Source organism: Romboutsia sp. LXY-2 (assembly GCF_056171995.1).
In genome coordinates this window covers 52,978-69,507 of the sequence record NZ_JBKFGI010000018.1, presented here as the reverse complement: position 1 = coordinate 69,507, position 16,530 = coordinate 52,978, and the positions used below count along the sequence as shown (strand labels likewise).

Genomic DNA, 16,530 nt, shown 5'->3' with positions numbered 1-16,530 from the left:
ATCTTATACGTCTAAACCATAATTTTTACATAATGTTTCTAGTCCGCCTTCAAAACCTGAACCTACAGCACTAAACTTCCATTCTCCATTATGTCTATATAATTCACAAACAACTATCGCTGTTTCTGTACTAAAGTCTTCTCCTAAATCATACTTTAATAACTCTTCTTGGTTGTCATCATTCATAACTCTAACATATGAATTTGATACTTGTCCAAAATTTTGTCTTCTTTCCATAGCATCATATATTGTAGCTGTTACTGCTATTCTTTCTATATGCTGAGGAACTCCTTTTAATTCTACAAATATCTGCTCATCATCACCATCGCCAGCTCCAGTTCTATTGTCTCCTAAGTGTTCAACTGAACCTGATACATGTTTTAAATTATTATAGAATATAAAATCTTCATCTCTCTCAACTTTTCCTGATTTACCAACTAAAAATATACTTACATCTAAATCAAATTCATGACCACTATCAAATGAATTTGTATCCCATCCTAATCCTAACAATATTTTGTTTAAGCTAGGATTTCCTTTTGTTAAATCAATTTTTTGGCCTTTTTTTAATACTATCCCCATAGTTAAACCTCCTAAAAATATTTATAAGTATATTTTAACATATTTTACTTTAATACTTAATCATTTTTAGAAGACGCATAGGTTATTTATTTTTGTATTTAACATCAGTTATATAGACTTTTTGAAGTGGTGGTAATATATTTATATTAAGGGAAATAATTTTTATAAGGTGGTGATAGTAAATGAAAAATAATAAACTTACATTTAATGAAATCGTTTCTATGATTATTGGATGTTTGTTAATGTCAGTATCAATAAATATGTTTTTCGAACCACATTCCATAGCTCCAGGAGGATTGACTGGACTTGCAATAGTTATTAATAAAGTAATTCCAATACCATTATGGGTAATAAACTTAATATTTAATATTCCATTATTCTTATTAGCATATAAAATACTTAGCAAAAAAGATTGTTTAAAAACTATCCTTGGTATAATATTTTTGACTATAGGATTAAAAATCACAGTAGGGTTAGCTAGTGTTAACGCAACTTCTGATCCAATATTAGCAAGTGTATGTGGCTCTATTCTAATGGGTATATCACTTGCCTTTATATTTAGAATAAATGGTTCTACTGGTGGCACAGATTTGATAGGTTTACTCGCTAATAGTTTTTTCCCAAACTTAAGCATTGCTATCCTTATGGGTTTTGCAGATTTAATAGTAGTTGTATTATCAGGTATAGCTTCTGGACAAATAGAAATTGCACTTTATTCTGCTGTATCTCTATATGTTATTGTTAAAGTTACAGACTTATTTATTGATGGATTTAATTATGCAAAATCATTTACAATAATATCAGATCAATACGAAGATATAAGCAGCTCAATAATAGATGAGCTTGGAAGAGGCGCTACTATATTAAAGGGGACAGGAGCATATACTGGAAATGACAAAAATATAATATTAGTTGTTGTATCAAAAAAACAGGTTGTTACATTAAAAAAACTCGTAAAATCAATAGACCCATATGCTTTCGTAATAATTTCAGATATACATGAAACTTTAGGCGATGGCTTTAAAACAATATAAAATATCTAAATGATAAGTTCATATACAAAAAGCCTATATGTCATAAACATATAGGCTTATATTTTAATAATATATCATTTTTTATTTTATTTATCTAGATAAATGGATTATAGAATCTAGCTCCATTTACATTAACCATATATATAACTACAACAAGCATTAACGTTAATATTATTATAGATATACAGTCCTTTTTACCAATCTTCTTGCTATTGTACCATGTACGTTTTTTACCATTACCAAATGCTCTTAGCTCCATAGCTAAACTTATCTTATCAATTCTTTCTAAGCTAGAAAATATAAGAGGCATTAATATAGCTGCAGAATTTTTAATTCTCTTACTTAACTTTTCTTTTTTAGATAAATCTATTCCTCTTGCTTGCTGAGCAAATGCTATATCTTTATAATCTCTTTGTACATCAGGAATATATCTTAACGCTATAGAAACTGTATATGCAGCCTTGTAGCTAACCCCTAGTTTATTTAGCGATGACGCAAATTCGCTAGGTTCTGTTGTAAGTATAAACAGTAACGCCATAGGTATCGTTGAGAAATATTTTAATATAACATTAAATTCATAGAATAATTGCTCTAATGTTACATAATATGGTCCTGCAATATGGAACAATTCTGTCCTTGAACCATAAATCGCCACCCCTTCTTCAGGAGAAAATATAAATATCATTATAGCATTAAGTAATAAAAACACGAGTATAAAGTAAAGCACAAAAGAAACTTCCTTAAACTCTATTTTTGATACTTTAAAAATTACTATACCAAATATAAACATTCCTAGTAATATTCTAGTATCATAAGTAATCATTGCCGCAACAGTCCATAATAAGAAACAAATTAATTTTGTTGCACCAGTTAATTTATGAATAGGAGAATCCTTTTTTATATATGATAACATTTCTGAATTCATATTTATTTGTCCCTCCTATCATAGCTTATAAACTTTTGTATAAATTCTTTCGGATTATTTATTTCACATTTTGTAGCTAATTCATATAATGATGTTTCTTTTAAATTAGCTTTCTCTATTACTTCATCATTAGTTAATATACTTATAGCATCATCATTTGCTATTACTTTACCATCACTTAATACTATTACATTATTAGTGTACTCTAACATTAAGTGCATATCATGAGTTATCATAACTATAGTTACACCTTTTTTGTTAAGCTCAACTAAGAATTCCATTATCTCATAATAATGCCTATAGTCTTGTCCAGCTGTAGGCTCATCAAGAATAATAACTTCAGGACTTAAAACAAGTATTGATGCTATTGTTACTCTTTTCTTTTGACCAAAGCTTAAAGCAGATATAGGCCAATTTCTATAGCCATATAAGCCACATATTTTTAAAACATGGTATACTCTTTCTTTTATATCTTCATCCTTAATTCCTCTTACTTTAAGACCAAATGCTACTTCATCAAATACCATTGTTTTAGATATCATTTGATTAGGGTTTTGCATAACAAAACCTATTTTCTCAGATCTTTCTTTTATAGTATCACTAGTTATTTCTTTTCCATCAAGGAATATAGAACCACTTGTAGGCTTATAGAATCCACAAATCACTTTTGAAATAGTTGACTTGCCAGCTCCATTTTTACCAACAATACTTACCATATCACCTTTATTTACTTTAAATGATACATTTTCTAAAATCTTCTTTTCACTGTTATATGAGAAGTTTATATTATCTAATTCTAATATTGTTTTAGAATTTACTGATTGTAAATAGTTTTTAGCACTTGTATTCCATGACTTTATGTTTCCTTTAAGGCCATCTATTTTTATTGTGTCTATACTGTGCGGTTTAATTTCTTCATTTATTTCGCAACCTGCATATTTTAAAGCTGTTAAGTATAATGGTTCACGTATACCAACACTAGTTAATATATCACTAGATAATAACTTATCTGGAGTAGTGTCTGCTACTATTTCACCTTTATCCATAACTACTATTCTATCTAATTCTCTATGAAGCACGTCTTCTAATCTATGTTCGATTATAACCATAGTCTTATTATGTTTTTTCTGTATTGAATCAATAAGCTCTATTGCACTTTTTCCAGTTGCAGGGTCTAAGCTTGCTAAAGGCTCATCAAACAAAAGAATTTTAACTTCATCTACTGTAACTCCCGCTAATGTTACTCTTTGCTTTTGACCTCCAGATAACTTATAAGGCGATGTAGCTAACTCTTTTTCAATATCTACTAGTTTAGCTGATTCCTTAACCTTATCTATCATTTCATTTTGTTCTACGCAATAGTTTTCTAATTTAAAGGCAATATCTTCCCCTACTGTTAATCCAATAAATTGGCTATCTGGGTCTTGTAGTACCGTACCTACAATTTCAGATAATTCAAATATATTTTTTTCGCTAATATCTTGTCCATCTATTTTTAAACTTCCAGTTGTTTTCCCACTATAAAAAAATGGAACTAATCCATTTAAACAATGCGCCAAAGTACTTTTACCAGAGCCTGAAGGTCCTAATATAAGTACTTTTTCGCCTTCGTATATAGTAAGGTTTATATTCTTAAGAGTTGGTTCTGATTGAACTCTGTACTGAAAGTTAAAATCCTTAAACTCTATCATCTTTCTTTTCATGAATATCTCCTTATATTCTTAGTATTAATCTTCTATTCTTAAACTTCCGCTCTTAATCTTTGTTTTAGAATAAGTTGATAATATTAATGTACCTAATATACCTACTGTAATCATATTTGCAGTTCCACCTATTGCCCCTTGAAGATAAACCTTATTTGCAGGCTCTAAATATATAACTATATCTAATGTAGGTGCAATCACAAACCAAGCAAGTACATTGGCAAATATTTGAGTTATATTAAATATTATTATTTCTTTTTTGCCGAAATCACCTTGGTCAACTTTAATCTTCTTCCACATGATTCCTATAACAAGGCCAACTACCGCAGATGATATCACCCAACTAAACCAAGGCATACCATAAAATACTAAATCTTTAAGTCCATGACCTATAAGCCCAATTAAAAAACCTGCTTTGGGTCCATATAAAATTGCCATTAATGCAAGATATGCATAAGCAGTTTCAATATTAGTATTTGGTATACCAGTTGGTATAGAACCAAATCTACCTAATATCATAAATACTGCTGCACCAATACCTACAGCAACTATAGTTTTTATTGAAAACTTACTATTTTTCATATTTGTACCTTTCTATATATAAATGATATATTAATATTACTTTAAATTTCACACAAATTTCAGTATAGATGGAATTTAAGCAAATGTCAATATTAGTCGAATTTCCTTTTTTAAACACATAAAAAATTCGCTTCGCTCATATCGCCAACGATTTCGTCTGTTGCTCAAAAGCTTTTTTACTTACAACTAGTGCATTATTATCACTTGGTTTTATGAGTTATACACAGATTATTAGCCATTATAATCCCCTAACACGCAAAATAGACTGAATCAAAATATCATTATTTTGGTTCAGTCATTACTAGTCTTTTAATCATATTTATCACTGACATAATTATACTCACTATATAGATAATATAGTGTATTTTTCAACAAACTTAACTGGATGATAACTTAATTTTGCCTTTCTAAGTCCCTCTATTCCTAAATCTTCTTCTCTATTAACAAGCTCTGCCGCCTCAAATTCATTTACTAAGAATTGTTGGTTTATGAATTGGTATAACCCTCTAATTTCCGAATTTGCTTTTTCTATATGAATAACAGCCATATTATCATTTAAGTATTCACCAATACTAAATGCCTCTAATCTATTATCTATAAATACGCCAAATATTTTAACTCTATCTTTTAGCATATTGTAGTTATCAAATATTTTCATAATAGCTACAAGCTCATCATCTACGCCATCTTCTTTGCTATCACTTTCTTCCTTATCCTCTTCCCATTTCTTCAACAACTTAATACATGAATCAAAATCATTCTCATCTAATAATCTATAATCATATCTTCCTTCATATTCTTTTAAGAAGGCGTTAAGGTGATTTCTTTTCTTTTGATTTTTTCTTCCAGCTAATGTTCTTAAACTTTCACCATCGTATACATAATCAAAGAAGTCCCGTTCTTCTTTATATTCAAATTCGTCTCCATATGTTTCCTTTATATAATCTACTACCTCTTTGGTAATGGCTCTTAGATATACTTTTTTATTTTCGTCCTTAAAGTATTCCATTATAAAATTCATAGCCTTAGGTAAGTTTTCTTTTTTTGATAAGGGCATTACAGAAAATGCATCACCTTCATATTCACCAACTACTATTGCAAAATCTTCTTCTATATAATATTTAGTATTATATACATTTTGCCACATATATAAAGTTGTGAAGCAGTATTCACAAGCTTCATAATCAACCATATCAAAGTATTTATCTAATATTTGCTTCGATTCTATATTTATGTCATTAAAAGTTATTGTTTGTGTAAAAATAATCATACACCTCCAGATATTTTTAAATAAAGTATATTGTATCCACTAAATAAGGCCAATATTAACTTTATTTACATTTAATTATTTTTAATTTATACTTAAATTATATATGATATTATTAATTTAGAAAGTACTTACTTTTTTGTTACATACTATCCATAAAGATAGTGAGGTGAAATTTATGGCTGATAATTGTAAACGTTGTAACTGTCCTGTAAACTACACTTTAAGCGTAATCGGCGGAAAGTGGAAACTAGTTATACTATGGTATCTTTATAATAATGGAGTTAAAAGATACGGTGAAATATATAAATTTTTAGATGGCATTACTCATAAAACTTTAAGCAATCAACTAAAAGAACTTGAATCAAGTGGTTTGGTCCACAGGGAAGAATATCCTCAAATACCTCCAAAGGTAGAATATTCTATAACAGAAAAAGGTGTTACTTTAATGCCAATTTTAAAAGCAATGTGTGAATGGGGAGATGAGCATCAAGAGTAAAAATTTATTTTACTCAAAAAGGTATGAAGCGCTGATATACGCTTCATACCTTTTCTTGTTATCTTCTTTTCTTTTTTCTATTATCAGTTTTTCTGTTTGAGTTTCTATTGTCTTGCTTACTATTTCTATTATCATTCTTAGAATTTCTATTACTCTTAGAATTTTTGTCTCTATTATCCTTAGAGTTTCTTGAAGAACCAGAATTTTTTCTATTTTTATTGTTGCTATTATTTGAACCTGAATTTCTATTTCCGTAGTATCTATCCTCTTTAGGCTTTATTAAACATCTTGGTCCATATCCAATTAAATCTTCTCTTCCTGCTTCAACTAACGCATTATGAACTAGATCATAATTTCTAGGAGCCCTATATTGTAATAATGCTCTTTGCATAGCTTTTTCAGTTTTACTCTTAGGCACATATACCGGCTTCATACTAAGAGGATCTATACCTGTGTAGAACATTGTAGTAGATAACGTACCCGGTGTTGGATAGAAGTCTTGTACTTGTTCTGGTTGGTAATGAGTGTCCCTTAGGTATTCTGCTAATTCTATTGCACTATTTAAAGTAGAGCCTGGATGACTTGACATTAAGTATGGTATTAAGTATTGTTTTTTACCTAATTGTTCATTTATAGCAAAGAACTTTTGTCTAAACTTATCATAAGTTTGTCCAGCTGGTTTTTGCATATAATGTAATACTTCATCAGCCACGTGTTCTGGTGCAACCTTAAGCTGTCCACTAACATGATGCTCTATAAGTTCTCTTAAGAACTTGTTATCTTTATCTGCCATTACATAATCATATCTAATACCAGAACGTACGAATACTTTCTTTATATTCGGAAGCTTTCTAAGCTTTCTTAATAATTGAAGATATTCGCTATGGTCTACATCTAAATTTTTGCATGGAGCTGGTGATAAACATTGTCTATTTTTACATGCCCCAACTGTAATTTGCTTTTTACATGCAGCCTTTCTGAAGTTTGCTGTAGGTCCACCTACGTCATGTATATATCCTTTAAAGTCAGGAAGCTGTGTAATTCCTACTGCTTCATCTATTATAGAGTTTTGACTTCTACTTTGAACCGCTCTACCTTGATGGAATGTTATTGCACAGAAAGAGCAACTTCCAAAACATCCTCTAGAACTAACTACACTAAACTTAACTTCTTCTATTGCTGGTATTCCACCCAGTTTTTCATATATTGGATGATAAGTTTTTTGATAAGGTAGTGCATAAACCTCATCTAATTCAGCTCTATTTAATGGCTTTTCAGGTTTATTCTGAACTAAGAACTTGTTACCATGAGGTTGAACTATTGCTTTACCTCTAAATGGATCTTGTTCGTCATATTGAACCTTAAATGCATCAACGTATTTCATCTTGTCATCACATACATCTTTATATGATGGTATTAAAATATAGTCTTCATATATTTCGTCTAAACTATCAGCTAAATAACAAGTACCATTTATATGTCTTATATATTTAGGATCAAATCCATTATTTAAAGCATCTGCAACTTCTACAATCTGCTTTTCACTCATTCCATATACTAATAAGTCGGCGCCACTATCTACTAACATGGATTTTCTTACTTTATCACTCCAGTAGTCATAGTGAGCAAATCTTCTTAAACTTGCTTCTATACCTCCTATTACTATAGGTATATCTTTGTATGCTTCCCTTATCTTGTTACAATAAACTATTGTAGCTCTATCCGGTCTGCATCCCATTTTTCCACCTGGAGAATAAAGATCTTTATCTCTTTGTTTCTTACTTACTGAGTAGTGGTTAACCATTGAGTCCATGTTACCACCATTGACTAGAAATCCTAATCTCGGTCTTCCTAGCTTCATAAAATCATCATTTGTTTTCCAATTAGGTTGAGCTATAATACCAACCTTATATCCAGCATGTTCTAATACTCTAGATATTATTGCCGTTCCAAAACTATGATGGTCAACATAAGCATCTCCTGTAACTAATACAAAATCTAGTTGATCCCATCCTCTATCTATCATATCTTGTTTGCATATTGGTAAAAATTTATTTTCCATTTTATCACCTGCTTACTCTATAGTTAAAATTATTATTGACTATTATCTTTCATTTTAATTCTCAAACATTAATTATATCACTAAAATCAATATATTTTTACAAAAAATAAAAAAAGGTATGAAATGTTTAAAACTTCCATACCTTTTCACTATAATATAAAGTTAATTTTATTTAAAAATTAATATTAAAGAACTCAATAATATCATCTTCATGATAGTTTATTACTAATTCATTTGGGAATTCATAACTGTCTAGAAGTTCCTGTGCATTAGTAAAATCTCCTATTTGGTAGCATATATGAGAGTCACTACCAAGTATTACCTTTACATTATGCTTTTCACATAATTCTAATAATGTTTTGTAATTTTCTTTTGCGCCTTGTCTAAAAGAGTTAGGACTTAAAGATGAGTTATTAACTTCAAATAAAATATTTTTTTCTTTTGCTTTTTTTACAATAACTTCATAATCGACTGGCCATCTTGAGTCATCTAAATGACCTATTATTTTAATTTTTGGATTATCCATAACCTTAAGTATTGTGTTTGTGTTTTCTTCCTTATTCCCACATCTTAAACAAGGTTCATGAAGACTTGCTATTACATAATCTACTCTTTCTAAAATATCTTCTTGAACATCAATATTTCCATCATAATCAATTATATTTGCTTCTATACCTCTAAGTATTTTTAAATCCTCAACTTGTCTAGGTATTACATGAAGATTGAAGAAATGAAATAGATGAGGACCTCCAGGCATATTTACACTATGGTCTGAAACACCATAAAACTTTAAGTTTTTCTTTATGGCTTCATCAATATTTTCCTTTATAGTACTATGAGCATGACCACTTACTATAGTATGTGTATGTAAATCTATTAAAGCTTTCATATTAATTCTCCTTACTAGTTAGTCAAATTTTCTATTAAAAGTATAATAATATTATTATCTTAATCTCAGTTTTTAATATCCAAAAAAGCCATACTGCGTATGCAAATATGGCCTTATATACAAAATATTACTTTTCTAAGTTCTTGAATTTATCTTTGAATAATTCTCCAAGAGTACCTAAAGAATCTTCAACTTCTAAGAATTCTGTTATATCTTCTTCTGGCTCTCTGTTAGCTTCTTTTATTGATACTAACATTCTTCTATTTTTAGGGTTGAAGTTAAGAACCATAACATTAACTTCATCTCCAACATTAACAACGTTAGTCATTTTTACTACTCTTTCATCACTTAATTCAGATATTGGTAAGTAAGCTTCAACACCTTCTCTTATTTCAACAAAAGCACCTTTTTCTATTATTCTAACAACTTTACCAGTTATTATATCATCTTCTTCAACTTCCTCAGCTACTAAATCCCATGGATCATTATTTATATCTTTTAAAGCTAAAGCTATTTTCTTAGTCTCTGCATCTACATCTAATACATAAACTTCTACTTCTTGACCTTCAGCTAAAACATCTTCTACAGATTCAACTCTAGTCCAAGCTAAGTTATTTAAGTGTACTAAACCTTCTAATCCTCCGATATCAACAAATGCACCGTAAGGCATTATTTTAGTAACTTTACCTTCTCTTTTTTGTCCTGCTTCTAAAGAATTAAATAACTCTTCTTTCTCAGCTTTTATTCTAGCTTTTTGTGCTGTTCTTTCTTCTTGAACACGTATTCTTTCTGCTTCTTTTTCTGCTTTTATACGTTCTCTTCTCTCTGCTCTTTCTATATCTAAACGCTCTTGTAATACTTCTCTATGAGTAGCTACTAATCTGTTTTTCTTAGTATCTAATTCCATTATGTATACTTCTAAATTACGACCTACATATGAAGAAGTCTCATTTACGAACTTAGTATCTAATTGAGATATTGGTATAAATAGTGAGTATGTCTTATATGATGCAAAAACTCCTCTTTCTATATTTTTTTCAACCTTTACAGTTATTATTCTATGTTCCTTGTAAGCCTTTTCAAGTTCTGCAAAATCATTTTTCTTATCCGCTTGTAATTTAGATAAAGTTATAACTCCATCTTTTTGAGATACTCTTGTTATAATGGCAGTAATTTCGTCTCCTACATTATATACTTCATTTGCAAATTTATTTTTTTCTATATTTAATTCGCTCACAGGTATAATCCCATCGAATCCGTAGTTTAATTCTAAAACAACTGAATCATTAGTTATTCTAGATATTTTTCCTGTTATTATTTCTCCAACTTTTACTGAACTAAAAGCTTGCTCTTGTTGATCTAATAGTTCTTGCATTGATAAATTATTAGTCATTATAATACATCCTTTCATTTGTATATGGTAGATATAAATATTATACCATTAATATTGCAAATGCTTACATTTTTCTTACAATTTTTCTAAGTATAATATAAATTTTATATTTCTATATTAAAGTACTACTTTAACTTCTTCCTTAATTTCTATAGAACCAGGAGTTACGACACTATCATAAGCCAAAACTTGAACTCCATTATTAGATGCATATATAAGTGCATCTCCTAATTCTTTATGCATCTCATTATTTGGAGTAAAATAAATAACTTCTTCCATTTGAACTACAAATATTATATAGCATTTATATCCATCTCTTGTAGCTTCTACAAGTTCATTTATATGTTTTACTCCTCTTTCTGTTTTGGCATCTGGAAACTTAACTATATTATTATCTTCTAAAGTTACTCCTTTTATTTCTATAAATACTTTTTCACTTTCAGTTTCTAAATAAATATCAAATCTAGAGTTACCATAAGTCTTTTCCGGTTTTATTAATATTATGTCATCTTTTAAACCTGGCAACACTATTGATTTATTAATAATTGCTTCTTGCACCACTTTATTAGGTACTTGAGAATCCATATTAATTAATCTATTCCCTTTTCTAACAGCTATTAATGAATATTTAGTCTTTCTATTAGGATTATCGCTTTCTTCTAGATATACAGTACAACCTGGAATTAATAGTTCCCTACACCTACCTGTGTTTTTTACATGAACTTTATGAGTCTCTCCACCTACACTACAATATGCTATAAATCTATTTGGTCTTTCTATAAACTTTGCTTCTAAAACTGTATTATAATTCATATTTCAGCCTTTCATATTTATTAGTAATATTTATATTATTTACTTTAATTCATTATTAATCATCTCTCAAGTCCTTTTATACAATAAATCTCTACTAACAATAATTATATCTAGCTTAAATTATAAAATAAAAGCCCTCATGATGTATAATCATAAAGGCTTTATATAAATTAGTGAGACTTCACTATCGTTTCTTTTATTTGCGTATTTTCAGTATCTGCTGAGCTTAAAGTCTTCTTGTAGAATGAAGCAAAGAATACCGCTGTAGTAAGTGCTGCTAGTATATCTGCTACAGGCTCTGCAAAGAATACTCCAAATAATTTATCTTGCATAAACATTGGTAATATAAATATTAAAGGAACTAATAATATTACTTTTCTTAATAGTGCTAAGAAAAGAGATACTTTTGCTTGACCCAGAGACAAGAATGTCTGCTGACAAGCCATTTGTATACCAAATATAAATATACCACCGAAGTATATTCTTATAGCCCATGAAGTTATTTCCATTAAAGCTGGGTCATTATTAAATATACCTACAAATACTTGTGGAGCTAGCATAAGTGCTGCCCACATTATAGTTGTATATGCTGTACATAATACTAAACATAATCTAAATGCCTTTTTAACTCTGTCCATTTGCTTGGCACCATAGTTATAACTTATTATAGGTTGAGCACCTTGAGTTAATCCCATAGTAGGTAATAATATTATTTGCATAATACTACTCATAATAGTCATAGCCCCAACAGCCAAGTCTCCACCATATTTTACCAATTGGCTATTCAAAGATACTAATACTAAACTTTCAGTAGATTGCATTATAAAAGGTGCTATTCCTAGTGTTAGTATAGGAAGTATAACCTTCATATCTGGCATTAAGAATTTTTTTCTTATTTTAAGAGTGCTTTTCTTACCAAACAAGAAACTTAACACCCATATTGCTGATACAGCTTGAGCTGTTACTGTCGCTAAAGCCGCACCTTTAACCCCAAGACCAAATCCAAATATTAAAATAGGGTCAAGTACTATATTTATTATAGCCCCAATTGTTACTGTCATCATACCAACTTTAGCAAAACCTTGAGTATTTATATATGGATTCATACCTAAAGCTATTTGAACAAATACTGTACCAAATACATATATACCAATATAATCTAAGGCATATCCTATCGTTGCATCACTTGCTCCAAATGTCCATAATATAGGCTCTTTAAATATAGTAAATCCTATTGTTAATACAGCCGCTAATATCATTAATGCAGAGAAACTATTACTCATTATCTTCTCCGCTCCATCATTATCCTTTTCTCCCATTTTTATTGCAGCTAAAGGCGCTCCACCCATTCCTACAAGTGAACTAAAAGCAGATATTAATAATATTATCGGGAAAGCAACACCAACTCCTGCCATTGCTAGGTCGCCATTTTCCATTCTACCAATAAATATTCTATCTACTATGTTATATAAAACATTTACCAGCTGTGCAATTATTGCTGGTGTAGCTAATTTAAAAATCAACTTAGGAATACTTTCACTTCCCAAATCAGTACTAGTTTTTTTTACGTCACTCATTATTCTCCTCCTAAAGTAATTTATGTCATTTACAATCATATGGCTCCAATTCTATATATTATACTATATTTTAAATCGTAGGTGAATGTTTTAATCTAAAATGAAATTTTTTTCACATTAAACTCATCTACTATATTCTTTTTTGCATTCATAAAATATGTTATCACAATTATACTATTATATATTTATTTTATTGAGTTTTTATATCAAACTATTATATAATTAAAATACATATCGTAACATTCGTTACATTAAACTCGAAAGTGCGGTGATAAAGTGTTCAAATCAAAAAGTAAAAATGAAATTTTAAAGTTCTTTGAAAACATACAGTATACGATTATTGATTATTCTAAAAATGATATAATAGCCTTAGAAGGCGATCCATGTGAAAGGGTTGGCCTTGTCTTAGAGGGGAACATTGATATCAAGAGAATATTAACTAGTAATAGTGTAATTCATTTATCTTCTTTTACAACAGGTAATTTATTTGGTGAAGTAATAGCATTTTCTAATACTAATAAGTATCCTGCAACTGTAATTTCTACAACTCCAAGTAAAGTAATGTTTTTAAGAAAAGAAGATTTTATTAAATTCTGTACGAAACATCCAGATTTTCTAGAGATGTTTTTAAATGAGCTAACTAATAAAATTATTACTCTTAATAATTCTATTACAGGACTATCTTTAACTAGTATTAGACAAAAGATCAGTAACTACTTAATTAATCAATATAAAATTCAAGACAGTCATTTTATTAAGCTTAATATGACAAAACAAAAGCTATCTGAAGCTCTAGGAGTTCCAAGACCATCATTGTCTAGAGAGCTTATTAATATGAAAGAACTCGGCCTTATCGATTATTCAAAGGACTTTATAAAAATATTAGACTTAGACAGTTTAGAAGAAATATTGATGGAATAATAAAAGTGGCGTTACACGCCACTTTTATTTATATATCCTTATGATCATTGCTATATGGTTCTATATGAACAATTACTTGCACACTATTATTTACCTTTTCTTGTATAACTTTTTCTATTTCATGCATTATATTATGAGAAGTTTCTACTGTTATTGTTGGGTCTACTAAAATATGCATATCTATATGAGCATCATTCAAACTACCTCTACTTCTAATTTCATGTACATCTCTTACTTCATTAAAATTTGAAATTATATCTCTAATTAAATCTTCATCTATAATCGCTTGATCTACCAAAACACTTGTTGATTCTTTAAATATGCTAAAAGCAGAATATATAATAAACCCAGAAACAACTAATGAAGCTATCTCATCAATAATAGATGGCAATCCAAGTTTTACACCTATTAAAGTAAATATAACGCCAATAGATACAAATATATCACTTCTTGTATGCATGGAGTCTGAAATAAGTATATAGCTATTTAATCTTTTTCCCTCTTTATACTCATATGTTGATACGAATATATTTATACATAAAGTGATTATTAAAACTATTAAACTTGAAATCGATATTGAAGGTGTAATCTGATTATTAAACCTTGAAAACGCATCAAATATTATTTTAGTAGCTACAACTATAAGCATGGCACCTATGAATAAACTAGACATCACCTCAAACTTTTTGTGTCCATATGGATGTTCTTTATCCTTTGGCTTAGAAGCTAGTGCTATGCCAATTAAGCCAACAATATTTGACGAACCATCTGATAAAGAATGAAATCCATCTGCCGTCATACTAGCGCTATTAACAGCATTTCCTATAATAATTTTTAATAATGCTACAGCAATATTGGCAAATAAGATACCCCAAAGTATCATCTTTACCTTTTCATAATTGTTGCTTTCCACTTTATTGCCTCCTTAAAATAAATTAAATAGAATATTTAATACAAAAAATCCATGGGAAGTGTTTTTAACTGTCCCATGGATAATATCCACTGCTAAAAGCCCGGCTACATGATATATACATTGCCTGCTCAGTTTTCTATATTCTTAATGTATTCAAATAAAGTAATATTTGTGCATTCTTCTTTTATATCTACTAAATTCGAAATAGTTACCCCTAAAAGGCGTATCTGCTTTCCATTGTTTAATAGATTTTTTAATAAATTATATATATTTACTCTTATGTCTTCATGCTTATATATAGGACTTTCAAGACTTATACTTCTAGTTATTTGTGTGAAGTCATCATATTTTATCTTTAATGTTATTGTCTTTCCCATTTTTTCCGAATTATTTAGTCTTCTTGATACGTCTTCACATATCTCACTTAAAATATCTGCCACTTCTTCATCTTCAATATTTAGATTTTGACTTAAAGTAGTTTCAGCTCCTACAGATTTTCTTTCTCTATATGGCTCCACAGGTCTATTATCTATTCCTCTTGAGTATTGGTAATATGAGTATCCTCTACTCTTAAATAGATTTTCTAATTCATACAGATCTAATTGCCTTAAATCATATCCATTGTTTATTCCTAAATTAAGTAATGCTCTAGATGTAACTTTACCTATTCCAAAAAACTTATTTATTGGTAGGTTATCTAAAAATTCTTGTGCATTTTTCGGCGTTAATACTGTCATGCCATTGGGCTTTTTATAATCAGAAGCCAGCTTAGCTAAAAATTTGTTATATGATACTCCTGCTGAAGCAGTAAGCCCTACTTCATTAAATATTTCTTCTTTTATTCTTTTAGCAATTTCTGTTGCATATTTAATATTCTTCTTGTTATTTGTTACATCCAAAAATGCCTCATCTAATGATAACGGCTCTACTAAGTCAGTGTACCTATAAAATATTTCTCTTATTTGATAAGAAACTTTCTTATACACATCAAATCTAGGTGGCACAAAAACTGCATAAGGACATCTATTGTATGCTACCTTTGAAGGCATTGCAGAATGAATACCATATTGTCTCGCCTCATAAGAACAGGTAGCAACCACTCCTCTACTTTGAGGATTACCTCCAACTATAACAGGCTTCCCCTTAAGCTTAGGATTATCCCTTTGTTCTACAGAAGCAAAAAAAGCATCCATATCTATATGAATAATTTTTCTTCTATATTCCATAAATAATCACCTTTAAAAATTTATATACTATAATTATATCAAACTTATGTTCTTTTTATTAATTTTTTATTATATTTTTATTTTTTTTTATTTTTTTCTTGCAAAGTTATACAAAAACCTTTAAAATAGATATTCCAAGGAACT

General features: G+C 29.2%; 15 protein-coding genes and 1 riboswitch. Of the genes, 3 read left to right on the top strand and 12 right to left on the bottom strand.

Annotated elements, in window-relative coordinates:
- Nucleotides 1-3: 3 nt before the first annotated feature.
- Complete coding sequence (locus ACI48P_RS20425) at nucleotides 4-582, bottom strand: TerD family protein (RefSeq protein ID WP_475219106.1); 579 nt, start codon at nucleotides 580-582, stop codon at nucleotides 4-6.
- A gap of 182 nt (nucleotides 583-764) precedes the next feature.
- On the opposite strand from ACI48P_RS20425, the gene ACI48P_RS20420 reads away from it, so the two are divergent.
- The gene (locus ACI48P_RS20420; protein WP_475219104.1) at nucleotides 765-1,616 is read left to right on the top strand and encodes a YitT family protein; all 852 of its coding nucleotides are present in this window, start codon (nucleotides 765-767) and stop codon (nucleotides 1,614-1,616) included.
- Nucleotides 1,617-1,710: 94 nt separating this feature from the next.
- Here the strand turns inward: ACI48P_RS20420 and ACI48P_RS20415 are convergent, their stop codons facing one another.
- From ACI48P_RS20415 to ACI48P_RS20400, 4 genes are all read right to left on the bottom strand, one after another.
- Nucleotides 1,711-2,541 (bottom strand): energy-coupling factor transporter transmembrane component T family protein, encoded by an 831-nt coding sequence (locus ACI48P_RS20415; protein WP_475219102.1) that lies wholly within the window; start codon nucleotides 2,539-2,541, stop codon nucleotides 1,711-1,713.
- Between the two features lie 2 nt (nucleotides 2,542-2,543).
- Entirely contained in the window at nucleotides 2,544-4,244 is a 1,701-nt protein-coding gene (locus ACI48P_RS20410) for an ABC transporter ATP-binding protein (protein WP_475219101.1), read from the bottom strand.
- Between the two features lie 24 nt (nucleotides 4,245-4,268).
- A complete protein-coding gene (locus ACI48P_RS20405) occupies nucleotides 4,269-4,826 on the bottom strand; it encodes an ECF-type riboflavin transporter substrate-binding protein (RefSeq protein WP_475219099.1) in 558 nt (185 codons plus the stop codon).
- Nucleotides 4,827-5,169: 343 nt separating this feature from the next.
- Complete coding sequence (locus ACI48P_RS20400) at nucleotides 5,170-6,096, bottom strand: DUF2156 domain-containing protein (protein ID WP_475219097.1); 927 nt, start codon at nucleotides 6,094-6,096, stop codon at nucleotides 5,170-5,172.
- 175 nt (nucleotides 6,097-6,271) lie between these two features.
- Between ACI48P_RS20400 and ACI48P_RS20395 the strand changes: the two genes are divergently transcribed.
- Nucleotides 6,272-6,592: a winged helix-turn-helix transcriptional regulator gene (locus ACI48P_RS20395; RefSeq protein WP_475219095.1), complete on the top strand. Its 321-nt coding sequence runs from the start codon at nucleotides 6,272-6,274 to the stop codon at nucleotides 6,590-6,592.
- A gap of 58 nt (nucleotides 6,593-6,650) precedes the next feature.
- On the opposite strand, the gene ACI48P_RS20390 is transcribed toward ACI48P_RS20395, so the two are convergent.
- The 5 genes from ACI48P_RS20390 to ACI48P_RS20370 all read right to left on the bottom strand — a co-directional run bounded on the left by ACI48P_RS20390 (nucleotide 6,651) and on the right by ACI48P_RS20370 (nucleotide 13,326).
- The gene (locus ACI48P_RS20390) at nucleotides 6,651-8,654 is read right to left on the bottom strand and encodes a YgiQ family radical SAM protein (protein WP_475219093.1); all 2,004 of its coding nucleotides are present in this window, start codon (nucleotides 8,652-8,654) and stop codon (nucleotides 6,651-6,653) included.
- Nucleotides 8,655-8,826: 172 nt separating this feature from the next.
- Nucleotides 8,827-9,543: a phosphatase gene (locus ACI48P_RS20385; RefSeq protein WP_475219091.1), complete on the bottom strand. Its 717-nt coding sequence runs from the start codon at nucleotides 9,541-9,543 to the stop codon at nucleotides 8,827-8,829.
- A 127-nt stretch (nucleotides 9,544-9,670) separates the two neighbouring features.
- Nucleotides 9,671-10,936: a 30S ribosomal protein S1 gene (locus ACI48P_RS20380; protein ID WP_475219089.1), complete on the bottom strand. Its 1,266-nt coding sequence runs from the start codon at nucleotides 10,934-10,936 to the stop codon at nucleotides 9,671-9,673.
- Between the two features lie 117 nt (nucleotides 10,937-11,053).
- Nucleotides 11,054-11,749 carry a DNA/RNA nuclease SfsA gene (sfsA, locus tag ACI48P_RS20375; protein WP_475219088.1) on the bottom strand — a complete coding sequence of 232 codons (696 nt, stop codon included), beginning with the start codon at nucleotides 11,747-11,749 and terminating at the stop codon, nucleotides 11,054-11,056.
- Between the two features lie 170 nt (nucleotides 11,750-11,919).
- Nucleotides 11,920-13,326, bottom strand: coding sequence for an MATE family efflux transporter (locus tag ACI48P_RS20370; RefSeq protein ID WP_475219087.1), 1,407 nt, complete (start codon nucleotides 13,324-13,326; stop codon nucleotides 11,920-11,922).
- A 276-nt stretch (nucleotides 13,327-13,602) separates the two neighbouring features.
- Between ACI48P_RS20370 and ACI48P_RS20365 the strand changes: the two genes are divergently transcribed.
- The gene (locus ACI48P_RS20365; RefSeq protein WP_475219085.1) at nucleotides 13,603-14,247 is read left to right on the top strand and encodes a Crp/Fnr family transcriptional regulator; all 645 of its coding nucleotides are present in this window, start codon (nucleotides 13,603-13,605) and stop codon (nucleotides 14,245-14,247) included.
- 28 nt (nucleotides 14,248-14,275) lie between these two features.
- Here the strand turns inward: ACI48P_RS20365 and ACI48P_RS20360 are convergent, their stop codons facing one another.
- Entirely contained in the window at nucleotides 14,276-15,130 is an 855-nt protein-coding gene (locus ACI48P_RS20360) for a cation diffusion facilitator family transporter (RefSeq protein WP_475219133.1), read from the bottom strand.
- A gap of 96 nt (nucleotides 15,131-15,226) precedes the next feature.
- Nucleotides 15,227-15,302: riboswitch (NiCo riboswitch) on the bottom strand.
- Nucleotides 15,289-16,386 carry a DNA polymerase IV gene (gene dinB / locus ACI48P_RS20355; RefSeq protein WP_475219084.1) on the bottom strand — a complete coding sequence of 366 codons (1,098 nt, stop codon included), beginning with the start codon at nucleotides 16,384-16,386 and terminating at the stop codon, nucleotides 15,289-15,291. (Overlaps the previous riboswitch by 14 nt.)
- Between the last annotated feature and the right edge of the window lie 144 nt (nucleotides 16,387-16,530).